This is a genomic window from Cupriavidus sp. UGS-1 (assembly GCF_021213615.1).
Lineage (GTDB): Bacteria > Pseudomonadota > Gammaproteobacteria > Burkholderiales > Burkholderiaceae > Cupriavidus.
Genome location: NZ_JAJQJF010000011.1, coordinates 158,132 through 179,732, shown reverse-complemented (window position 1 = coordinate 179,732; position 21,601 = coordinate 158,132). Strand labels below are relative to the sequence as shown.

Genomic DNA, 21,601 nt, shown 5'->3' with positions numbered 1-21,601 from the left:
GACAGACGATGAGCCAGCCCGACAAGTCCGGCAAGTCCAACAAGTCCGACACCGCGGTTCCGCGCTCCGGCCAGCAGGGCCAGGGTGGGGCGGGCGAGGATCAGACCGAGCGCAATCTCGACGAGGCGCTCGAGGAAACGTTCCCGGCCAGCGATCCGATCGCGGTCGAACCCGACAAGGACGACAGCGGCAGCGCGGGCCGGCCCGGCAAGGAGGGCGGCAAGGGCGCGCGCACCGGCTGATCGCGGATCTGTGCAAATGAACGCGGGAGCCGCACGGCTCCCGCGTCTTGTCGTGCGCGCGCGTTACGGCAGCTTGCGAAGTTGTGCGATTACCGACATCAGTTGCCCGTGCGCGACGGTGACCGCGGGCTCGTCCTGCAGCGCTTCGTGATAGCGCTCGCGGAACGCGGGGTCGCCCTGCGTGCTGAACAGCCGCGCCGCGGCCTCCGCCACCGCGCGGCAGGTGCCGTCGTGGTGCTTGGGCCCGTCGAGCTCCTCGTCGATCTCGACGATCAGGCGCGACAGCGGGTCGAGCCAGCGAAAATAGTTGTCCTCGGTGACGATCTGCACGAACTGGCCCGCGGGGATCGGGCCATAGAGGCGTTCATATTCGTTACGGTCGTGCTGGATGATCTCCTTGTGGGATTTCAGCAGCGCGGCGCGCAGCGCGCGCAATCCGGCGCGGCGCGATTCCTGCGTGGCTTGGTATTGTTCTTCAGTCAGCATCCCCATTCTCCGCTCCCGGTTCGGTGTTGTGCGGTCGTCCCGCGCGGCAGGGGTAGCGGCGCGGTGCGTATGCATGCTCGTGGACGATGCGTCGTGCGGCCGTCGATGCAGGCCGCATGCCAGTATATGTAGGCGCCGGGGGGCGATCCAACCTCGTGCTATCCCGAATGGCCGCGCTCTTTGGAATGCGGTGATACGCCCGGTGCGGCATGCAGGTTCGCGTGCAATGGTCCCCATTCGATGTGAATTATTTTTAGGGCAGACATAACAATCGCCGCGATGCCGGTGTCATGGGGCACAATAGCCCCATGTTGCGCACACGATGCTCGGCGCGGCTGGTTCCACCGCCTTCTCTTCGCCTTCCCGCACGCTCTGCCGGAGACGACAGATGGTGATGCTGTGGCTGATCGCCCTGCCGCTGGGCGCGGCAATGCTGACCCCGCTGGTCGGCCGCCATCTGCGCCCGCTGACTGCGCCGCTGGTGCTCGGCACGCCGATGCTCGGACTGGCTCTGCTGGCCAGCGTGCGAAGCGAGATCTTCAGCGGCGAGGTGCTGGCCTGGCGCATGCCGTGGCTCGACGGCCTGGGCTTCGCGCTGAGCCTGCGCCTGGACGGCCTGTCCTACGCCTTCTCGCTGCTGGTGCTCGGCATCGGCCTGCTGGTGCTGCTGTATGCGCGCTATTACCTGTCGCGCAGCCAATCGACCGCGCGCTTCTTCTCCCTGCTGCTGCTGTTCATGGCCGCGATGCTCGGCGTGGTGCTGTCGAGCAATCTGCTGCTGCTGGTCGTGTTCTGGGAATTGACCAGCATCGTTTCCTTCCTGCTGATCGGCTTCTGGTCGTATCGCTCCGATGCGCGCAAGGGGGCGCGCATGGCGCTGACGGTCACCGGCGGCGGCGGCCTCGCGCTGCTGGCCGGGGTGCTGCTGCTCGGCCATATCTGCGGGAGCATGGAGCTGTCGGACGTGATCGCCAGCGCCGGTATCGCACAGAAACACCCGCTGTATCCGCCGATGATCGTGCTGGTGCTGCTCGCGGTCTTCACCAAGTCGGCGCAGTTTCCGTTCCACTTCTGGCTGCCGCATGCGATGGCGGCACCGACGCCGGTCTCGGCGTACCTGCATTCGGCCACCATGGTCAAGGCCGGCGTGTTCCTGCTGGCGCGGCTGTATCCGGTGCTCGAGGGTACCGACTGGTGGTTCTACATGCTGAGCATGACCGGCCTCGCCACGCTGGTGGTGGGCGCCGGCATGGCGCTGCTGCAGCGGGACCTGAAGGGGCTGCTGGCGTATTCCACGATCAGCCACCTGGGCCTGATCACGCTGCTGTTCGGACTCGATACCGGCCTGAGCACGGTCGCCGCGCTGTTCCACATCATGAACCACGCGGTGTTCAAGGCCTCGCTGTTCATGGCCGCCGGCATCATCGACCACGAGACCGGCACGCGCGACCTGGGCCGCCTGCGCGGGCTGCGCCGCTACATGCCGCACACCGCGCTGCTGGCGATCGTCGCGTCGCTGGCGATGGCCGGCGTGCCGCTGCTCAACGGCTTCCTCTCCAAGGAGATGTTTTTCGGCGAGACGCTGGCGCAGGGCCTGCTCGGTCCGTTCAACTGGACCATTCCGGCGCTGGCGACCGCCGCCGGCGCGCTGACCGTGGCGTACTCGCTGCGCTTCATCCATGGGGTCTTCTTCGACGGCGAGCCCGACGACCTGCCGCATTACCCGCCGCACGAGCCGCCGCGCTGGATGAAGATTCCGGTCGAGATCCTGGTGGTGACCTGCCTGGTAGTCGGGCTGTTTCCGAACCACACCGTCGCCGGCCTGCTCGATGCGGCCGCGCGCGGCACCATGGGCGCGCCGCTGCCGATCTACAGCCTGAGTCCGTGGCACGGCTTCAATCTGCCGCTGGCGATGAGCGCCTTGTCGATGGCGGCGGGCGGCGCGCTGTTCTTCCTGCGCCGCGATTCGTTCCGCCACTATCACGCGAAGCTGCCGCAGCTGAACGCGCGCGACCGCTTCGAAGATGCGATCGAACGGATCGAGCGCGCCGCCGGGCGTATTGCGCTGCTGTTCGAGAACGGCTCGCTGCAGCGCTACCTGGCCTTCGCGATCGCGGCCATGGTGCTGCTGCCGGCGCGCTATCTGTTCGACCTCGAGCGCGCCCAGGGGCCGGCTCCGCTATCGGCCGTCGATCCGGTCACGGCGGCCGGCCTGGCCCTGCTGGCGATCGCCGCCATCGCGGTGGTGATGGCCCGCCGCCAGCGCGTGGTGGCGCTGCTGATGGCGAGCCTGTGCGGACTGATGGTGGCGCTGGCCTTTACCCGCTTCTCGGCGCCTGACCTGGCCCTGACGCAGATCTCGGTCGAAGTGGTGACCATCATCCTGCTGGTGCTCGCGCTGTACTTCCTGCCGGTCGACCTGCCCGAGCGCGCCGGCACCGCGCGGCATCTGCGCGATGCCGCGCTGGCGCTGGCCGGCGGCGGCACAGTCGGCGTGGCCGCGTTCGCGGTGATGACGCGCCCGCACCAGACCATCGCCGACTTTTTCATCGCGCAGAGCGTGCCGGGCGGCGGCGGGCACAACGTCGTCAACGTGATCCTGGTCGACTTCCGTGGCTTCGATACGCTGGGCGAGATCTGCGTGCTGCTGATCGCCGGCCTCGGCGTCCATGCGCTGCTCAAGGGCCTGAGGCTGCCGGCCCCGACCGCCGGTCCCAACGACATGCCATGGTCGCGCCAGAGCCATCCACTGCTGCTCGCGATCCTGGCGCGGCTGATGCTGCCGCTGACGATGCTGGTGGCCGTCTTCATGCTGCTGCGCGGGCATCAGCTGCCCGGCGGCGGCTTCGTCGCCGCGCTGATCACCGCGGTGGCGCTGCTGCTGCAATACATCGCCAGCGGCGTGCTGTGGACCGAGTCGCGCATCACGCTGCATCATCGCGCGATCGCCGGCGCCGGCATCCTGCTGGCCGGGCTGGTGGGCCTGGGCAGCTGGGCGTTCGGCTATCCGTATCTGACCACCGCGTTCGGCCACTTCCACCTGCCCTGGATCGGGGACATCGAACTGGCGACTGCGCTGCTGTTCGACCTCGGCGTCTATCTGACCGTGGTCGGCACCGTGCTGCTGATCGTGTCCCACCTGGGCGTGCGCGACAAGCGGGTGGCCGCCGCGCGCCAGATCGCGGAGACCGCCTGATGGAAGCCGTGTTTGCTGCCGCCATCGGCGTGCTTGCCGCCTGCGGCATCTATCTGGTGCTGCGCGCGCGCACCTTCTCGGTGGTGCTCGGCCTGACGCTGATGACCTATGCGGTCACGCTGTTCCTGCTGGGCATGGGCCGGCTGACCACCGGCAAGCCGCCGATCATCGCGCCCGGCGCGCAGTATGCGGACCCGTTGCCGCAGGCGCTGGTGCTGACCGCGATCGTGATCGGCTTTGCGATGACGGCCTTCATCATGGTGCTGGCGCTGCGTTCGCGGGCCCTGCGCGGCAGCGATCATGTCGACGGCGACGAGCCGCCCGATCCGTGGGCGACGACGCCGGGGCAGCCGCCCGAGCCCGAACGTCCCGAGGATGCCGGGCGCGCGCGCTCGGCATCGCCGTCCGCCACGCCCCCCGCCGCACCGTCTACCGCGCCGTCCACCACGCCATCCCCGGCCAGCGAGGAGGCGCGATGAACCACGCGATGCTGCTGCCCATCCTGGTGCCGCTGTTCAGCGCCGGCCTGCTGGTGGTGCTGCCGGCCCGCTGGCGCGCGCGTTCGCGCTGGCTCGGCGTGCTGGCCACGCTGGCGCTGCTGCCGATTTCGGCCAGCCTGGTGGGCCAGGCGTCCAGCGGCAATATCGCGGTCTACGCGCTCGGCAACTGGGCCGCGCCGTTCGGCATCGTGCTGCAGCTGGACCGGCTCGCGGCGCTGATGCTGCTGCTGACGGCGCTGCTCGGCGCGGCCGCGGTGCTCAGCGCCGGCGAGCGCGATACCCGGGCCGGCCGGCATTTCGATGCGTTGTTCCAGTTCCAGCTGATGGGCCTGAACGGCGCGTTCCTCGCCGGCGATCTGTTCAACCTGTTCGTGTTCTTCGAGATCCTGCTGATCGCCTCGTACGCGTTGCTGGTCCACGGCGGCGGCAGCGAGCGGATCGGCGCCGGCCTGCACTACGTCGTGCTGAACCTGGTCGGCTCGTCGTTCTTCCTGCTGGCGATCGGCGTGCTGTACGGCATCACCGGCACGCTGAACATGGCGGATCTGGGCGAGCGGCTGGCGCGGCTGGCGCGGTCCGAGGTGCCGCTGGCGCTGGCGGCCGGCGCGATGCTGATGCTGGTGTTCGGCTTGAAGGCCGCGATCTTTCCGCTGTCGTTCTGGTTGCCGCGCGCCTATGCGGCGGCGGCGGGGCCGGTGGCGGCGCTGTTCGCGATCATGACGAAGGTCGGCGTCTACGCGATCCTGCGCTGCCACGCCTTGCTGTTCGACGGCGGGCGCGGCTGGTTCGGCGCCTTCCTGCATCACTGGCTGTGGTGGCTGGCGATCGTCACAATGGTGCTGGCGGCATGCGGCGCGCTGGCGGCGCGTTCGATGAAACGGCTGACCGGTTATCTGGTGCTGGTGTCGGTCGGACTGCTGTGCGCGGGCGTATCGATCCAGACGCCGCAGGCCTGGAGCGCGACGCTGTACTACCTGGCCAGCACCACGGTGGGCACCGCCGCGCTGTTCCTGCTGGCCGATTCGCTGGAGATGCGGTCGGGCCGGATGCCGGTCGGCGGCGGCATTTCGCGGCTGGCCGGCACGCTGTATCTGGCCGCCGCGATTGTCGTGGTCGGGCTGCCGCCGCTGTCCGGCTTCATCGGCAAGGTGATGCTGATGCAGGCGGTGCCGCTGTATGGCGAATGGAACGGCGCCGCGGTGCTGTGGCCGGCGGTGCTGGTGTCGAGCCTGGCGCTGATCGTCGCGATCAGCCGCACCGGCAGCCGCCTGCTGTGGCAGGGGCCGGCGGCTGCTGCCGCGCATGAGCACGGCATGGTCACGCGGGCCGACGCCAGTACGCCGCCGGTGCGCCGGCCGGACGCGGCCAAGCTGGTCTGCTGCGCCTTGCTGCTGGCCTGCAGCGTGGCGCTGGTCGTGTTCGCACGGCCCTTGTCCGCCTATCTGGATGCGACCGCGCTGCAGCTGTTCGATCGCGCCGCCTATACGCGCGCGGTGCTGGGCGCGCCGACGGAGCCGGCACGATGATGCGGCGCCTGTTGCCCCATCCCTGGCTCAGCGCGATGCTGCTGGCGATCTGGCTGCTGCTCGGCAATGCCGCCGCGCCGGGCGACTGGCTGCTGGGCGCGCTGCTGGCCTGGGCCTTCGGCTTGCGCGTCGGCCGGCGCTTGTGGCTGCGGCCGCTGCGGCTAGCGCGGCCGTGGCTCGCGTTGCGTCTGGTCTGGCATGTCGCGGTCGACATCGTCGTCGCCAACGTGCATGTCGCCTGGCTCGTATTGGTGCGTGGCGCGCGCCTGCAGCCGGCCTTTATCGAGCTGCCGCTCGAAGCCGAGCACGAGATCGCGCTGACCGCGCTGATCAGCATCGTGTCGCTGAGCCCCGGCACCGTCTGCGCCGAATTGAGCGACGACCGCCGCTGTCTGCTGATCCACGTGCTGGATCTCGACGATGCGGACGAAATGATCGCGCGCATCAAGTCGCGCTACGAGGCGCCGTTGAGGGAGATCTTCCTATGCTTGCCATCGTGATTCCGATTTCGCTGGCGATGCTCGGCATCGCCTTCCTGCTGACGCTGCTGCGGTTGCTGATCGGGCCCACCTTGCCGGACCGCATCGTCGCGCTGGACACGCTGAACATCAACGCGATCGCGCTGATCGTGGTGTTCGGCATCTGGCTCGGCTCGGCGCAGTTCTTCGAGGTCGCGCTGCTGCTGGCGGTGATGGGCTTCATCGGCACGGTCGCGCTGACCAAGTACCTGCAGCGCGGCGACATCATCGAGCTGAAGTAGGGAGTTCCGCGATGCCGTTCTACCTCGAAGCCATCGTCTGCGCGCTGCTGTTGATCGGCAGCCTGTTCACGCTGGTCGGCGCGATCGGCCTGCTGCGCCTGCCGGACTTCTTCATGCGGCTGCACGGGCCGACCAAATCGACCACGCTCGGCGTCGGCGGCGTGGTGATCGCCTCGGTCGTCTACTTCAGCAGCCTCGGCGAGGGCTGGAGCCTGCACGAGATCCTGCTGACGGCCTTCCTGTTCCTGACCGCGCCGATCAGCGCGCATATGCTGGCCAAGGCGGCGATGCAGCAGCGCGTGCCGGTCCATCCGCCCACGCGCGGACGGCCCTGGTTGACCGATCGCGGCGCCGAGTCCGGGCCGGACGACGAGGACGACGAGGACGACGAGGACGGCACTGGCGGGCGCTAGGATTTCGCCGCTCGCCGAGGCTTGGGCGCCGGCTTCGCGCGGGGCCTCGAAGCAGCGTTGGATGGGGGCGCCGCTGTCGGTTTGGCCACCGACCCGCCGGCGCGCTTGCGCGCGGCCTTGCCGCTGACCTTCGCGGCCAGCTTCAAGGCCGCGACGATTTCATCGAAGGCGGCCTCGCGCGCCGCGGGATCTGGCACGCGCAACGCATAGGACGGGTGGTAGGTCGGTATCACGGTGCGGCCCTCGTGCTCGATCGGCTGGCGCAGCACCTTGCGCAGCGACGTTGCCTTGACCCCCAGCACGGCCTTCAGCGCCGTCGCGCCGAGTGCCACCACCACGCGCGGCGCAACCCGTTCCAGTTCCTCCTCGAGCCAATAGCCGCATGCCTCGATCTCGCGTTGCGCCGGCGTCTTGTGCAAGCGCCGCTTGCCGCGCAGTTCCCATTTGAAATGTTTGACCGCGTTGGTCAGGAATACCGACTCGCGCGACAAGCCGGCCTTCTCGAACGCCTCGTCGAGCAGCCGGCCCGCGGGACCAACGAAGGCCTTGCCGGCGAGGTCTTCCTGGTTGCCGGGCTGTTCGCCGACCACCATTACCGGCGCCGGCGTCGGGCCGTCACCGGGCACGCCGTGGGTGGCATTGCGCCACAGGTCGCAGCGGCGGCAGGCATCGAGCGTGGCGGGCCGCTGGTCGGACGGTTCCGGCGCGTCGTCGGGTGCGTCATCGGGTGGGGTGGGGCGGGATGGCGAGGACATGGCGCGTGGCTGGCGGTGCTGCGGAACCGCATCCGTCGTTCAAGCACGCCGCATGCCAACGGCGCCGGGTCCGATCCGCCGGGATCGGATCACAGCGGGATCACAGCGCGATCACAGCGGGATCACAGCGGAATCACAGCGGAATCACAGCGGAATCACAGCGGAATCACAGCGGCAACAGCGACAACCCCCAACCCCCGAACGCGCAGGCCAGCACCACCAGCCACGGCGGCAGCTTCCAGAACATCAGCGCCACCAGCGCGGCGAGCGCCAGCGCGAAGTCGGCCGGGCGGTGGATCGCGCTGGTCCAGACCGGGTCGTACAAGGCCGCCAGCAGCACGCCGACCACTGCCGCATTGACGCCCGCCAGCGCGCCCTGCGCATGCGGGCTGCGGCGCAGCCGCTCCCAGAACGGCAGCGCGCCGGCGACCAGCAGGAACGACGGCAGGAAGATTGCGACCAGGCACAGCGCACCGCCGGCCCAGCCGCTCGGCGCGATCCGCATCGCGGCGCCGAGGAAGGCGGCGAAGGTAAACAGCGGACCGGGCACCGCCTGGGCCGCGCCGTAACCGGCCAGGAAGGCGTCGTTGTCGACCCAGCCGGTGGGAACCACGGCCGCCTGCAGCAGCGGCAGCACCACGTGGCCACCGCCGAACACCAGCGAGCCGGCCCGGTAGAACGCATCGATCAGCGCCAGCGCCTGGCCGGGCCAGGTTTGCGCCGCCAGCGGCAGCAGGACCAGCAATGCGGCGAACAGCAATAGCAGCAGCGCGCCGAGCCGGCGGCCGACGGCGATCGGCAAAGGGTCGTGCTCGGCGGCCGGCGCGGTCTTCAGCATCGCGCGGCCGAGCAATGCGGCCACCGCCATCACCATGATCTGCGCCAGCGCTCCCGGCACCAGCACCACCACGCAGGCCGCGACCGCGGCGATCGTCGCGCGCGGGCGGTCCGGACACAGCGAGCGGCCCATGCCCCAGACCGCCTGCGCCACCACCGCGACCGCGACGATCTTCAGCCCGGCCAGCATGCCGGCGGGCAGCACATTGCCCCAGGTCGACAGGGTCAGCGCAAACAGGATCAGCGCGATGGCCGACGGCAGCGTGAAGCCGATCCACGCCGCCAGCATGCCGGCAAGGCCGGCGCGCGACAGCCCGATCGCCATGCCGACCTGGCTGCTGGCCGGCCCCGGCAGGAACTGGCACAGCGCGACCAGATCGGCATAGACGCGCTCGCCGAACCAGCGCCGGCGCACCACGAACTCCTGGTGGAAATAGCCCAGATGCGCGACCGGGCCGCCGAAGGAGGTCAGGCCCAGCCGCAGGAAGGCCACGAACACCTCCCATACCGGATGGCGGTTGGGGGCGAGGGGATGGCCGTCGGTGGCCGGCATCGGTTCTGGCTCCATGGTGCTGGACCGGTACGAGCGTCGGCTCGAGTGCAGGGAGCGCCATGGTAGCGCAGCCCGATGACGCCGCGGCGGCAAGGCGCGGCTACCGCATCGTCAGGCAGCGGCCGGCGCGCGGCGGCGCGAGGCGTCGGACAGCGACAGCAGATAGACCAGCAGGCCGCCGGCCGCCAGCAGCAGGCCGACCCAGCCGGTCGATTGCCAGCCCAGGCCCGCGGCGATCGTGACGCCGCCCAGCCAGGCGCCCAGCGCGTTGGCCATGTTGAAGGCCGAGTGATTGAGCGCCGCGGCCAGCGTCTGCGCATCGCCGGCGACATCCATCAGCCGGATCTGCAGCGCCGGTCCGAGCGCAACCACGGTGCCGATCAGCAGCACATTGGCCGATGCCAGCCAGGCGTGCGGCGCGGTCAGCACGAAGGCGCCGAGCACGGCCGCCGACCAGACCAGCACGCCGCCGATGGTCGGCATCAGCGCCTTGTCGGCCAGCTTGGAGCCTGCCAGGTTGCCGATCACCATGCCGACGCCGAACAGCGCGAGCACGAATGGGATGCCGCTGGCCGGCATGTGCGCCAGTTCGATCATCGTCGGCTTGATATAGCTGAACACCGCGAACATGCCGCCGAAGCCGATCGCGCCGATACCGAGGGTCAGCCAGACCTGCTTGCGCCCCAGCGCCGACAGTTCGCGCAGCGGGCTGGCGTGCCGGTCGGCCGGCACGAAGGGCACCCAGCGCCAGACCAGCAGCACCGTCAGCGCGCCGATCAGGCCGACCAGCGCGAACGCCGAGCGCCACCCCAACCACTGGCCGATCGCCGCGGCGATCGGCACCCCGACCAGCGTGGCGACGGTCAGCCCCAGCATTACCATGCCGACCGCCTGCGCGCGCCGCTCGCGCCCAACCAGGCTGGCGGCGACCAGCGCCGCCACGCCGAAGTAGGTGCCATGCGGAAAGCCGGTCAGCAGCCGGGCGACGATCATCGGGCCGTAGCCGGGCGCCAGCGCGCTGGCGAAGTTGCCGACGGCGAAGACCGCCATCAGCGCCAGCAGCAGCGTGCGGCGCGGCAGCCGCGCGCCCAGCACCGCCAGCAGCGGGGCACCGATCACCACGCCCAGTGCATAGGCGCTGATCAGATGGCCGGCGGCCGGGATCGTGATGCCGAGGTCGCTGGCGGCGTCGGGCAACAGGCCCATGATGACGAATTCGCCGGTGCCGATGGCGAAGCCGCCGACCCCCAGCGCCAGCAGCGCGAGCCGCGCGGCGCGGCGTGCGGCCTTGCCGGGGACGTCAGACGAAGTCACGGAGGCTGCGGAAGAGGCGGGGGCGTGTGAAATGGAGTCGATCGGATCGTATGGGCTACCGTCAGGGGCGGACATGAGGAGATGACTGCAAGAGATCGCGCGGACGCGTGTTGTTTGGATCTTGTGATTGGCCGGAGCGCGGGCTCTGCGGCCCGCTGACACGCTCGTCGAGTTACAAGCGGCCGGCTTCGACGTTATTGTGAAGCAAAACGCGCGATCGTGCGGCAGCGCAGCATGACGCCGCCGGCACGCGGGTCGACCTTGGCCGTCCCTAGCCGGCCTGCCGCCGCCACAGCGCCCAAATCCCGAACGCCAGCAGGCCGGCGCCGATCACGCCGACCTGCGCCGCGCGAGACGCGTCCGTGCGATTGCGCCAGCCACCGTCCACGGCCAGATAGCCTTCGGTCGGATCGAACAGATTGCCATCGGTGCGTGACGCGTGGTCGGCGCGGTCCAGATAGCGCTGGGCCAGCTGCTGGGAAAAGCGGCGCGTCAGGCCCGGCGCGACCAGATTGCCGAGGCGGGACAGCCACGCCACGCTGCCGATGGTGGTCGCCTGGCGGCGCGGCTGCGCAGCCGCGCGCACGATGGCGCGGGCGATCGTGCGGGGATCGACCAGCGGCCGCGGCGGCCGGATCGCCTTGCCGGTGTAGTTGGCGCAATGCCGAAAGGCGGGCGTATCGGCCACCGCGGGGAAGATGTCGCAGACGTGGATGCCGGGGAAGGGCAACAGTTCGGCGCGCAGCGCTTCGCTGAAGCCGCGCAGCCCGTATTTGCTCGCGGTGTAGGACACGCCATAAGCCGACGGCGACCAGGCGTTCATCGACAGCACATTGATCAGCGTGCCGTGGCCCTCGCGCTTGAAGTAGGGCAGCACCGCGTGCGCGCCGTACAGGTAGGCGATCAGGTTGGTTCGCAGCACGCGCTCGTGCGCATGGACCGGCGTCTGCTCCAGCAGGCCGACCGCGCCGACGCCGGCGTTGTTGATCCAGACGTCGATGCGGCCGTCGCCAGTGTCGGCCGCGAGCCGGGCCAGCGCCGCCACCGCTTCCGCGTCGCCGACGTCGGTCGGCACGGTCAACGTGTCGGCGCCGTGCGCGGCGCAGACATGGGCGACCTCGCGCAGCGCCGCTTCGCCGCGCGCCGCGAGCACCAGGCGCACGCCGCGGCGGGCGAAGGCCTCGGCGGTGGCCCGTCCGATGCCGCTGGACGCGCCGGTGATGACGATGGTGACGGGACGGGACGGGCGCATGGTCACTCCTTCGCGGATCGGCAATCGTGCGGGGTGACGATGCAAACGCCATGCCACGGCTGATCGGCCGCCGAGCCTGTCCGCCGCCGTGCTGTCAGCCCATGCCGCTAGGCCGGCCCCATCTCCAGACCGGCGAACAGATCGGCCAGCGTCGGCACCGACCGCGCCGGCCAGATCACCGACAAGTCGAAGGTCGGCAGCGCGGCGCCGTCGCGGACCTCGCAGAAGCGCACGCCGCGGAAGTTCATCGATCGGATCCAGCTCGGCAGCAGCGCCACGCCGCAGCCGCCGGCGACGCAGGCCAGCACCGTCAGCGTCCGGTTGGCCTCCTGCGCGACGTGGGCCTCGTGGCCCGCCTTGCGCATCGCGTCGAGGATGCCGGCATGGAAGGCCGGCAGCTGCGACTGCGGATACATCACCAGGCCGGCGTCGGCGATCTGCGCGAGCGACACCTTGCCATCCGGCCCGGGTTCCAGCTCGTCCGGGATTGCCGCGACGAGCCGGTCGCGCAGCAGCGGACGCTCGCGCATGCGGCCGCCGACCGCCACCGGCGTATGCATCAGGCCGATATCGATCGCACCGGTGCGCAGCGCCTCGGCCTGCTCGGCATTGCTCATCTCGCGCAGGATCACGCGCACGCCCGGCGCGCGCCGGCGCAGCTCGCGCAGCGCGCGCGGCAGCGTATCGAACAGCGCCGACGAGACCAGGCCGATCGTCAATTGCCCCGCGCTGCCGCGCCCGATCTCCTGCGCGCGCCTTGCCGCCGCGTCGATGCGTTCGACGCTGGTACGCACATCGTCGAGGATCGCCAGCGCCGCCGGGGTCGGCTGGGCGCCGCGGCGCGAGCGCTCGAACAGGCGGACGCCAAGATCCTTCTCCATGCGGGCCAGCGCGGTGCTCAATGCTGGCTGCGCGATGCCGAGCCAGTCGGCGGCGCGGCTGACGCTGCCATGGTCGATCACCGCCAGGAAGTAGCGCAGATGGCGAGTTTCCATACTGAAACGATATGAATAAACAGATTCTGGATAATGGAAAACTATACCCGCCGTCCCTAGAATCCGTCCGAACTTCGTTTCCCGATTTCATCTGCTTTCCGTTCGGAGCCGCGTCTTGTCCCAGCCCTCGCCAACCTCGCCGACCGCTTCGCCAATACCTGCAGTCGACTCGCATGCGCATGTGTTCGAGCACGGCCTTGCGTTGGCGGTGAACCGGCGCTACGCGCCGGACCACGACGCGCTGCTGGGCGACTACCTGGCGCAGCTCGACGCGCATGGGCTGAGCCACGGCGTGCTGGTGCAACCGAGCTTTCTCGGCACCGACAACCGCTACCTGCTGGCGGCGCTGCGTGCCGCACCGGCCAGGCTGCGCGGTGTGGCCGTGGTGGATCCCGCCGCCGACGACGCCGAACTGGACGCGATGGCCGCCGCCGGCGTGGCCGGCATCCGGCTGAACCTGATCGGCCTGCCGGCGCCGGATCTCGGCTCCGCGCCGTGGCGAGGCCTGCTCGAACGCATTCATGCGCGAGGCTGGCACGTCGAACTGCATCTGCCCGCGGCGCGGCTGCAGCAGGTCATGCCGGCGCTGCTGGCGGCCGGCTGCCGCATCGTCGTCGATCACTTCGGCCGGCCCGATCCGGCGCTCGGCGTGGCCGATCCCGGCTTCGACGATCTGCTGCGCCACGCCGACAGCGGCCGGGTCTGGGTCAAGCTGTCCGGCGCCTATCGCAACTGGGCCGATGCGCAATGCGCGCAGGCCGGACGGCTGGCGGCGCGGCGGCTGCTCGAGGCCTTCACCGCCGAACGCCTGCTGTGGGGCAGCGACTGGCCCCATACCCAACATCGTCACGTGGCCTACGGGGCGACCCGGCAATGGCTCGACGACTGGATCGACGATGCCGCGCAGCGCCGGCAATTGCTCGGCGATACCGCGCTGCACCTATTTCAATTCCAAGGAGACTTCGCATGATGTTGCCCGTCCTGTTCCACAAGCTGTCGCGCCGTGCCGGCGCGTGCCTGGCCGCCGCCGCCGCGGTGCTGCTCGCGGCGGAGGCCGCGCCCGCCGCCGCGGCCTACCCCGACCGCCCGGTGACGCTGGTCGTCACCTATCCGCCGGGCGGCACGGTCGACGTCGTCGCGCGGCTGCTGGCGCCGAAGCTGTCCAGCCTGCTGGGCCAGCCGGTCGTGATCGAGAATCGCGGCGGCGCGGGCGGCATGATCGGCGGCGCCTATGTCGCGCGCGCCAAGCCGGACGGTTACACGTTGATGCTCGATGCGTCGAATCACGCGCAGAACCCGGCTCTGCACAGCCGCATGCAGTTCGACACGCTGAAGGATTTCGCACCGGTGTCGCTGCTGTTGCGCGTGCCCAATGCGCTGGTGGTCACGCCGTCGTATCCGGTCAAGTCGGTGGCCGACCTGATCAAGCTGGGCCAGGCCAATGCCGGCAAGCCGGTCTATTTCGCCTCCGCCGGCAACGGCTCGGCGCAGCATCTGGCCGGCGAGCTGTTCAACCTGATGGCGAACACGCGGCTCGAGCACGTCGCCTACAAGGGCGGCGGTCCGGCGATGGTCGACGTGATGGCAGGCCAGGTGCCGGTGATGTTCGCCAGCATGGGTTCGGCCTGGCAGCACATCAAGAACGGCAAGCTGCGTGTGGTGGCGGTGGGCGGCTCGAAGCGCTCGAAGGCCGCGCCCGAGCTGCCGACCATCGCGGAGGCGGGCGTGCCGGGCTACGAGAGCTACGAATGGAACGCGGTGTTCGCGCCGGCCGGCACGCCGCCGGCGATCGTCGACCAGGTCTCGCGCGCGCTGGCGCAGGTGCTGAAGGATCCGGTCGTGGCCGAGCAACTGGCGGGCTTTGGCGCCGAGACCGTCGGCTCGACGCCGGCCGAGCTCGATGCTTTCCGCCGAGCGGAAATCGCCAAGTGGAAGAAGGTCGCGGCGCAGGCGAAGCTGAGCCTCGATTGAAGTACGCAGGTCCACTCCGGCAGCTTGCGGACCGGCGTGCCCCGGCAGCGATCCTTGACGGTCGCGCCGCAGATCAATAGTCCGCGGAAAATCCTGCGCTCCGGCTGCGCACGGCCGCCGCAGAATAGGCGGCCATCCAGCCGGATTCCTGACGGGCGTTGCGGGCAACGGTCGCGGCACGAAGCCATGCAGGTCAGCCGGCATGCCGTTGATGGGGGCGACGACAAGTGATGAAGCGATCGCGCTGTCAGCGCGATTTTCCTGTCTCACTTATATACAAATTTGTATAATCGCCATGTCGGTGCTCAAACCCATCCGGTTCTGCGGCAGCTCCCTTGACGACCTGCGCGAATTCCCGCCGGCAGCCAGACGAGAAGCAGGCCATCAACTGGACCAGGTCCAACGCGGACAGGAGCCGGATGACTGGAAGCCGATGAACACCGTGGGTCCCGGTGTGCGAGAGATCCGGATTCGCGATGAGTGCGGAGTGTTCCGTGTGATCTACGTAGCCAAGCTTGCCGACGCCGTGCACGTGCTTCACTGTTTCCAGAAGAAGACGGAGAAGACGAGCAAGCCCGACCTGGATCTCGCCGCCAGGCGTTATCGCGAGCTGCTCAAGGAGCAAGGGCAATGAGCAAGAACCAGTATGCAAGCGTTTGGGACGCCATCGAAAACACGCCGGCAGAAGCGGAGAACATGAAGCTGCGTTCCGAACTGATGATTGCGCTGAAGAACTACATTACCCGCAGCGAAATGAGCCAGGCCGAGGCTGCCCGGCTTTTCGGCGTGACCCAGCCGCGCATTTCGGACCTGATGCGCGGCAAGATCAATCTGTTTGGTCTCGATGCCCTGGTCAATATGGCAGCCGCGGCCGGTATGCACGTGGAGATGCGCGTAGTCGAAAGTGCATGACGCAACGTCGTTTCGTTGATCGCGCGAGGTGCCAAGGAGCAAGCCCACATGCGGGACCTGGATTTGACCAGCCTGCGCCTGTTTGTCGCGGTCTGCGAGACGCGCAACATGGCGCGGGCCGGGGAGCAGCAGCATATCGTTGCGTCGGCGATCAGCAAGCGGCTGGCGCAACTGGAGGATACGGTCGGCGCGCAGCTGCTCGAACGGCGCCGGCGCGGCGTGATTCCGACTCCGGCCGGCGAGATCCTGCTCGAGCATGCGCGGGCGATGCTGGCTGCGGCCGACCGGGTCGCGCGCGACATGGCCGACTATGGCTCGGGCATCAAGGGGCAGGTCAGGCTGCTCGCCACGGTGTCGTCGATGGCGGAATCGCTGCCCGACGACATTGCCGGCTTTCTGCAGCAGCCCGAGCACCGCGATATCCGCGTGTCGGTCGAGGAAGCCGTGAGCCGCGAGGTGGTGCGCGCGGTGCGCGAGGGCTCCGCGCCGCTCGGCATCTGCTGGGACGCCGCCGATCTGGAAGGGCTCGCCACGCGCCCCTATCGCGCCGACCATCTGGCCGCGGTGGTGCCTGCCTCGCATCCGCTCGCCGAGGCAATCGAGTGCGCGTTCTCCGATACGCTGGACTTCGACCATATCGGCCTGCCGGCGCAGACCGCGGTACACACCATGCTGGCGCGCCATGCGGCCATCGTCGGCAGGCCCGTGACCTATCGCGCGGTGGTGTCGACCTTCGACGCGTCGCTGCGCTGCGTGCGCGCCGGGCTGGGCCTGGCGATCATGCCGCGCGAGGTGGTCGAACCGGTCGCCGCGAGTCTTGACGTGCGGGTCGTGCCGCTGACCGATGGCTGGGCGCATCGGCGCTTTGCGATCTGTTTCCGTGACGAGCAGAGCCTGTCGCCGGCCGTGCGCATGCTGGTGGCGCATCTCGAGCGGATGGCCGCCGGGGAGTGAGGCGCGCCGGCGGCTGAGCCGTCGCTGTCAGCGTCCGCCGGCGGGCCGCAACAGCGATCCGCATAAACCCGGCTTCCGCTGACCCGTACGATGGCTTAAGCAATGGCAGATGGCGCCGAAGCGGCCGGTTGGCCGACACTACGGCGATTTCGAGCCCTGGGTACGCAGGGCATTACATCCGGAGACATCGCCATGGCTGTTCGTATTGGGTCCACCCATTCCCTTCGACCGCTCGCTTCGCTGCGCCTGACCGTCGCGGCGCTCGGCCTGCTCGCCGCGGCCGCCGTGCAGGCGGCCGATGCCTTCCCGCACAAGCCCATCGCGCTGGTGGTGCCGTTCTCCGCCGGCGGTCCCACCGACGTGGTCGCGCGCAGCCTCGGCCAGGCCATGTCGAAACACCTCGGCCAGAGCGTGGTGGTCGAGAACCGTACTGGCGCGGGCGGCACCATCGCGCCGGCCTATGTGGCCCGCGCCGAGGCCGACGGCTATACGCTGTTGATCCACCACAACGGCATGGCCACCGCGCCGGCGCTGTACCGCAAGCTGTCGTACGACCCGCTGAAGGACTTCGAATACGTCGGCCAGGTCGCCGACGTGCCGATGACGCTGCTGGGCAAGAAGGACTTGCCACCCAACAACACGGCGGAACTGGTCCGCTACGTGCAGCAGAACGAGTCGAAGATCAATCTTGCCAACGCGGGGCTCGGCGCGGTCTCGCAGCTGTGCGGGCTGCTGTTCGAGCAGGCCACCAACGTCAAGCTGAACGTGATTCCGTTCCAGGGCACGGCGCCCGCCATGACGGCGCTGCTGGGCGGCCAGGTCGACGTGTTGTGCGACCAGACCACCGCGACGCTGCCGCAGATCGCCGCCAACAAGGTCAAGCTGTACGGCGTCACCACGCCGCAGCGGATCCGCGCGTTGCCCAATGCGCCGACCTTGCAGGAAGGCGGCCTCAAGGGCTTCGAGATGAAGGTGTGGCACGGCGTGTATGCGCCCAAGGGCACGCCGGCCCCGGTGGTCGCGCGCCTGACCGCCGCGCTGCAGGCGGCGCTGAAGGACCCGGCGGTGGTCAAGCGGCTGGACGAACTGGGCGCCGAGATCGTGCCGCCGGCCAAGCAGACCCCGGAAGGCCTGAAGACCTGGCTCAAGGCCGAAAGCGACAAGTGGCAGCCGATGCTGCGCAAGGCCGGCGCCTTCGCCGACTGAGCGCCGGCACCGGCTATCCTGGGCGCCGCCGGTTCAATGCCGCGGCGCCTTGCCCGTCAGCGTCTCGCGGGCGGCGCCGAGGCGCTCGCCCATCGCCGCGCCCAAGGCCTGCAGGCCGCTCATCGGGCGCACCATCACCTCGAACTCCTCGATCCGTCCTTGCTCGTCGAAGCGCAGCATGTCGATGCCCTTGAGCGCCTTGCCGTCGACCTCGGCGCTGAATTCCAGCACGACGCTGTTGCCGTCGCTGCTGGCGAAGGTGCGGTGATAGCGAAAGTTCTGGAACACCGTATTGACGGTCTTCAGCACCAGCTTGATCGCGTCGCGGCCGGGATAGGGCGTATGCGCGACCGGCGAGCGGAACACGATGCGGTCCGACAGCAGCGGATCCAGTTCCTCCATCGCATTGCGCTCCAGCAACCGATGCCAGGCCGCCAGGGTACGGCGCGCGGCATCGGACAAGGGCTGGTCGTCGATTTCCATCAGGCTCTCCTCTTCGGGTCAACGGCAGGGACGGCGCAAAGCCTGCCGAGGGGATCGACCGATGCCGCCGCACGCTTGCTTATGCAACTGGTTGCATTGAGAATAGCAGTGCGCCTCAGCGTATGCAACCAGTTGCATTAGAAGCGCGACTCGGTCGCCAGCCCATGCGAAGCCATCGCCCAACGCCACGATCGCGTATCGCCGCTCACCGAGTGTCGGACAGCGGTGGACAGCAAGGCGGATGACATGTGCGCTACAGTGCCGCCCAATGGACACCGTACGGACGCGGCCATCTCCGCACCGCGCCGCTGTCGCCACGCAACCATCGCCCCGTTCATGACCCCTCGCGCAGCGCCCGATCGACAGGAAGCGCCATCGGAGGATGGCCCATCAGCGCTCGCGCTGTTTCACGGCGACCGCGGCGCGGCCGCGCTCGAGGCGCTGCTGAACGCGCTGCCGCATCCGGTGCTGGTCAAGGACCGCGCCCATCGCTGGTTGCTGCTGAACGACCAGATGTGCGACCTGATGGGCCACAGCCGTGCGGCGCTGCTCGGCCACACCGATCATGACTTCCTGCCCAGGGAACAGGCCGACGGCTATTGGGCGGTCGACGACGAGGTGTTCGACACCGGCGAGGAACGCGAGGTCGAGGAGACGCTGACCGCCGCCGACGGCAGCACGCGCGTGCTGGCAACGCGCAAGCGCCGCGTGATGCTGGCCGGGCCCGACGGCGCGCCGATGCCGGTGGTGATCGCCTCGATCATCGATATCACCGACATCCGCCGCGCCGAGAGCGCGCTGCGCGAGAGCGAGGCGCATTACCGCCATTCGGTCGAATTGAATCCGCAGGTGCCGTGGACCGCCGATGCGCAAGGGCTGGTGTCCGAAGCCGGGCCGCGCTGGGAGGAGCTGACCGGCAGATCGGTGGAGCAGGGCAAGGGCACCGGCTGGGCCGAGCAGGTCCATCCCGACGATCTGCCCGACACCTTGCGGCGCTGGCGGGACAGCGTCGATACGGGGCAGCCGTTCGACCACGAGTTCCGGCTGCGGATGCAGGCCGGCCAATACCGCTGGTTCCGCTCGCGCGCCGCGGCCCGGCGCGACGACGATGGCAAGGTGGTGCGCTGGTACGGCACGCTGGAAGACATCGACGACCACAAGCGTGCCGAGGCGGCGCTGCGCGAAAGCGAGCGATTCAGCCGCAGCATCCTCGAGAACAGCCCCAACTGCATTCGCGTGCTCGATCTGGATGGCCGTGTGCTGTACGCCAATGCGACCGCGTATCGCCTGCTGGAGCTCGATGACGACGAGCCGGTACTGGGCGAACGATGGGTCGACCTGGTCCCGGAGCCCTGCCGCGCGGACGCCGGCGCGGCGCTGGACGCGGCCCGCTCCGGCGGCATCGGCCGTTTCACGATCCGCCGCCATACCCGCAATGGCGCCGTGCAGTGGCTCGATACCGTGACCGCGTCGATCCCGGGCGAGCAGGGCCGGCCGGCGCGCCTGCTGGCGATTTCGCTCGATGCCACCGAGGCGCGCCAGGCGCGCGACGCGGCCGACCGCGCGCAACGCGAGGCGCAGCAGCTGGCGCAGCGGCTGTCCGCGGTGCTGGAGAGCACCATGGACAGCGTGATCGTGATCGACCGCGACTGGCGCCTGACCTATTTCAACGGCAACGCCGCCCGGGCGTTGCAGGAACGCGCCCCCGCGATCGGCCGCAGCCTGTGGGAGATGTTTCCCGAGGAGGCCGACGGCGTGTTCGCGCGGCACTACCGGCGCGCGCTGGATGAACAGGTGCCGGTCGCCTTCGAGGAATACCTGCCGCCGCTGGCGATCTGGCTGGAAGTGCACGCCTATCCGACGGCCGAGGGCCTGTCGATCTTCTTTCGCAACATCACGGAACGCCGCCGCGCCGAACAGGAACGCCTGGCCGCGCAGCAGCACCTGGCCTACCTGAGCCGGCACGACGCGCTGACCGGCACGCCGAACCGCGTCGCCCTGCGCGAGCATCTGGAGCTGCTGCTGCGCGAGCGCAGCCGCGCCGCCCTGCATTGCGTCGATCTGAGCGGCTTCAAGGGCGTCAACGACACCTTCGGCCATGCGGTCGGCGACGCCGTGCTGCGCCAGGTCGCGGACAGGCTGCGCGGCTGCCTGACCGAGGCCGATACCGTCGCGCGGCTGGGCAGCGACGAATTCGTCGTGGTGCAGACGCCGGTTGCCGACGGCGCGCAGGCGGCGGCGCTGGCGCGCCGCATCCAGTCCTGCCTGTCCGAGCCGTTCACGATCGAGGAGCATACGGTGACCATGGGCGCGAGTGTCGGCATCGCGATCGCGCCCGAACACGGGGAACGGCCCGACGATCTGCTGCGCGCCGCCGATATCGCGCTCGACCACGCCAAGCGCGAGGGCGCCTCGAGCGTGCTCGCGTTCCACGCCGACATGGACGCGCAGTTGCGCGCCCGCGTCGCGATCAAGCGCGACCTGCACCAGGCGCTGGCCGACGGACAGTTCGTGCTGCACTACCAGCCGGTGTACGACCTGCGCTCGGGACAGGTCCGCTGCTTCGAGGCGCTGCTGCGCTGGCAGCATCCGGACCGCGGCATGATTTCGCCGGCGGAGTTCGTGCCGATGGCCGAGGAGACCGGCCTGATCGTGCCGATCGGCGCCTGGGTGTTGCGCGAGGCGAGCCGGCAGGCCGCGGCTTGGCCGGCCGCGGTGTCGGTGGCCGTCAACCTGTCGCCGCTGCAGTTCCGCGATCCGGCGCTGGTTGGCACGGTGCGGCAAGCGCTGGGCGAGGCCGGGCTGTCACCCCAAAGGCTGCAGCTGGAGATCACCGAGTCGGTGCTACTGCAGGAGAGCCAGACCAATCTGTCGACGCTGCAGGCGCTGCGCGAGGTCGGTGTGCGCATCGCGATGGACGACTTCGGTACCGGCTATTCGTCGCTGGGCTATCTGCGCAGCTTTGCCTTCGACAAGATCAAGCTCGACCGCTCCTTCGTCACCGATCTGCACGGCGGCCACGAAGCGCGCGCGATCCTGCACGCGGTGGCGAGCCTCGGCGCGGCGTTCGAGCTGGTGACCACGGCCGAGGGCATCGAGACCGAGAGCCAGCTCGCCGCGGTGCGCGAGGAGGGTTATGACGAGGGGCAGGGCTATCTGTTCAGTCCGCCGGTGCCGGCGGCGCAGGCCCTGCAACTGCTCGAGCGCGGCGCCAGCGCATACATCGCCGGGCGGGCGGCATCATGA

20 protein-coding genes and 1 pseudogene are annotated in these 21,601 nt (G+C 69.5%); 14 read left to right on the top strand and 7 right to left on the bottom strand.

Annotated features, from left to right (window positions below; genetic code table 11):
* Positions 1 to 8 precede the first annotated feature (8 nt).
* Positions 9 to 242: a hypothetical protein gene (locus tag LRR16_RS15885; RefSeq protein ID WP_232206485.1), complete on the top strand. Its 234-nt coding sequence runs from the start codon at positions 9 to 11 to the stop codon at positions 240 to 242.
* A gap of 63 nt (positions 243 to 305) precedes the next feature.
* Here the strand turns inward: LRR16_RS15885 and LRR16_RS15880 are convergent, their stop codons facing one another.
* Positions 306 to 734, bottom strand: coding sequence for a hypothetical protein (locus LRR16_RS15880; RefSeq protein ID WP_043437284.1), 429 nt, complete (start codon positions 732 to 734; stop codon positions 306 to 308).
* 382 nt (positions 735 to 1,116) lie between these two features.
* Here LRR16_RS15880 and LRR16_RS15875 point away from each other — a divergent pair, with 382 nt between their 5' ends.
* The 6 genes and pseudogenes from LRR16_RS15875 to LRR16_RS15850 all read left to right on the top strand — a co-directional run bounded on the left by LRR16_RS15875 (position 1,117) and on the right by LRR16_RS15850 (position 7,123).
* The gene (locus tag LRR16_RS15875; protein WP_232206484.1) at positions 1,117 to 3,924 is read left to right on the top strand and encodes a monovalent cation/H+ antiporter subunit A; all 2,808 of its coding nucleotides are present in this window, start codon (positions 1,117 to 1,119) and stop codon (positions 3,922 to 3,924) included.
* Positions 3,924 to 4,244 (top strand): annotated as a pseudogene (locus LRR16_RS15870) (Na+/H+ antiporter subunit C); the annotation flags it as partial. The gene LRR16_RS15875 and the pseudogene LRR16_RS15870, both read left to right, overlap by 1 nt.
* A gap of 155 nt (positions 4,245 to 4,399) precedes the next feature.
* Positions 4,400 to 5,950: a monovalent cation/H+ antiporter subunit D gene (locus LRR16_RS15865; RefSeq protein WP_232206483.1), complete on the top strand. Its 1,551-nt coding sequence runs from the start codon at positions 4,400 to 4,402 to the stop codon at positions 5,948 to 5,950.
* On the top strand, positions 5,947 to 6,450 hold the full coding sequence (locus LRR16_RS15860) for a Na+/H+ antiporter subunit E (protein ID WP_232206482.1): 504 nt from the start codon (positions 5,947 to 5,949) through the stop codon (positions 6,448 to 6,450). The genes LRR16_RS15865 and LRR16_RS15860 overlap by 4 nt, the downstream gene beginning before the upstream one ends.
* Positions 6,435 to 6,710, top strand: coding sequence for a K+/H+ antiporter subunit F (locus LRR16_RS15855; protein ID WP_006578890.1), 276 nt, complete (start codon positions 6,435 to 6,437; stop codon positions 6,708 to 6,710). The genes LRR16_RS15860 and LRR16_RS15855 overlap by 16 nt, the downstream gene beginning before the upstream one ends.
* An 11-nt stretch (positions 6,711 to 6,721) precedes the next feature.
* Positions 6,722 to 7,123, top strand: a complete 402-nt coding sequence (locus LRR16_RS15850) for a Na+/H+ antiporter subunit G (protein WP_006578891.1) — start codon at positions 6,722 to 6,724, stop codon at positions 7,121 to 7,123.
* Here the strand turns inward: LRR16_RS15850 and LRR16_RS15845 are convergent.
* The 5 genes from LRR16_RS15845 to LRR16_RS15825 all read right to left on the bottom strand — a co-directional run bounded on the left by LRR16_RS15845 (position 7,120) and on the right by LRR16_RS15825 (position 12,829).
* Positions 7,120 to 7,878, bottom strand: a complete 759-nt coding sequence (locus tag LRR16_RS15845; RefSeq protein ID WP_232206481.1) for a UdgX family uracil-DNA binding protein — start codon at positions 7,876 to 7,878, stop codon at positions 7,120 to 7,122. The genes LRR16_RS15850 and LRR16_RS15845 overlap by 4 nt on opposite strands.
* A gap of 166 nt (positions 7,879 to 8,044) precedes the next feature.
* Complete coding sequence (gene chrA / locus LRR16_RS15840; protein WP_232206480.1) at positions 8,045 to 9,268, bottom strand: chromate efflux transporter; 1,224 nt, start codon at positions 9,266 to 9,268, stop codon at positions 8,045 to 8,047.
* A 111-nt stretch (positions 9,269 to 9,379) separates the two neighbouring features.
* A complete protein-coding gene (locus LRR16_RS15835; protein WP_255674145.1) occupies positions 9,380 to 10,657 on the bottom strand; it encodes an MFS transporter in 1,278 nt (425 codons plus the stop codon).
* A 196-nt stretch (positions 10,658 to 10,853) separates the two neighbouring features.
* Positions 10,854 to 11,834: an SDR family oxidoreductase gene (locus LRR16_RS15830; protein WP_232206478.1), complete on the bottom strand. Its 981-nt coding sequence runs from the start codon at positions 11,832 to 11,834 to the stop codon at positions 10,854 to 10,856.
* A 107-nt stretch (positions 11,835 to 11,941) separates the two neighbouring features.
* Positions 11,942 to 12,829 carry a LysR family transcriptional regulator gene (locus LRR16_RS15825; protein ID WP_006579852.1) on the bottom strand — a complete coding sequence of 296 codons (888 nt, stop codon included), beginning with the start codon at positions 12,827 to 12,829 and terminating at the stop codon, positions 11,942 to 11,944.
* 115 nt (positions 12,830 to 12,944) lie between these two features.
* Here LRR16_RS15825 and LRR16_RS15820 point away from each other — a divergent pair, with 115 nt between their 5' ends.
* The 6 genes from LRR16_RS15820 to LRR16_RS15795 all read left to right on the top strand — a co-directional run bounded on the left by LRR16_RS15820 (position 12,945) and on the right by LRR16_RS15795 (position 17,872).
* The gene (locus tag LRR16_RS15820) at positions 12,945 to 13,799 is read left to right on the top strand and encodes an amidohydrolase (protein ID WP_232206477.1); all 855 of its coding nucleotides are present in this window, start codon (positions 12,945 to 12,947) and stop codon (positions 13,797 to 13,799) included.
* Entirely contained in the window at positions 13,796 to 14,800 is a 1,005-nt protein-coding gene (locus LRR16_RS15815; protein WP_370646824.1) for a tripartite tricarboxylate transporter substrate binding protein, read from the top strand. Before LRR16_RS15820 ends, LRR16_RS15815 begins: the two co-directional genes overlap by 4 nt.
* A 295-nt stretch (positions 14,801 to 15,095) precedes the next feature.
* The gene (locus LRR16_RS15810; RefSeq protein WP_064575703.1) at positions 15,096 to 15,434 is read left to right on the top strand and encodes a type II toxin-antitoxin system RelE/ParE family toxin; all 339 of its coding nucleotides are present in this window, start codon (positions 15,096 to 15,098) and stop codon (positions 15,432 to 15,434) included.
* Positions 15,431 to 15,712, top strand: coding sequence for a helix-turn-helix domain-containing protein (locus tag LRR16_RS15805; RefSeq protein WP_232206476.1), 282 nt, complete (start codon positions 15,431 to 15,433; stop codon positions 15,710 to 15,712). The genes LRR16_RS15810 and LRR16_RS15805 overlap by 4 nt, the downstream gene beginning before the upstream one ends.
* A 48-nt stretch (positions 15,713 to 15,760) precedes the next feature.
* Positions 15,761 to 16,666: a LysR substrate-binding domain-containing protein gene (locus tag LRR16_RS15800; RefSeq protein WP_232206475.1), complete on the top strand. Its 906-nt coding sequence runs from the start codon at positions 15,761 to 15,763 to the stop codon at positions 16,664 to 16,666.
* Positions 16,667 to 16,858: 192 nt separating this feature from the next.
* Positions 16,859 to 17,872: a tripartite tricarboxylate transporter substrate-binding protein gene (locus LRR16_RS15795; protein ID WP_006576798.1), complete on the top strand. Its 1,014-nt coding sequence runs from the start codon at positions 16,859 to 16,861 to the stop codon at positions 17,870 to 17,872.
* Between the two features lie 33 nt (positions 17,873 to 17,905).
* Here the strand turns inward: LRR16_RS15795 and LRR16_RS15790 are convergent, their stop codons facing one another.
* Positions 17,906 to 18,355: a nuclear transport factor 2 family protein gene (locus tag LRR16_RS15790; protein ID WP_006576799.1), complete on the bottom strand. Its 450-nt coding sequence runs from the start codon at positions 18,353 to 18,355 to the stop codon at positions 17,906 to 17,908.
* 336 nt (positions 18,356 to 18,691) lie between these two features.
* On the opposite strand from LRR16_RS15790, the gene LRR16_RS15785 reads away from it, so the two are divergent.
* Positions 18,692 to 21,601, top strand: a complete 2,910-nt coding sequence (locus LRR16_RS15785; protein ID WP_232206474.1) for an EAL domain-containing protein — start codon at positions 18,692 to 18,694, stop codon at positions 21,599 to 21,601.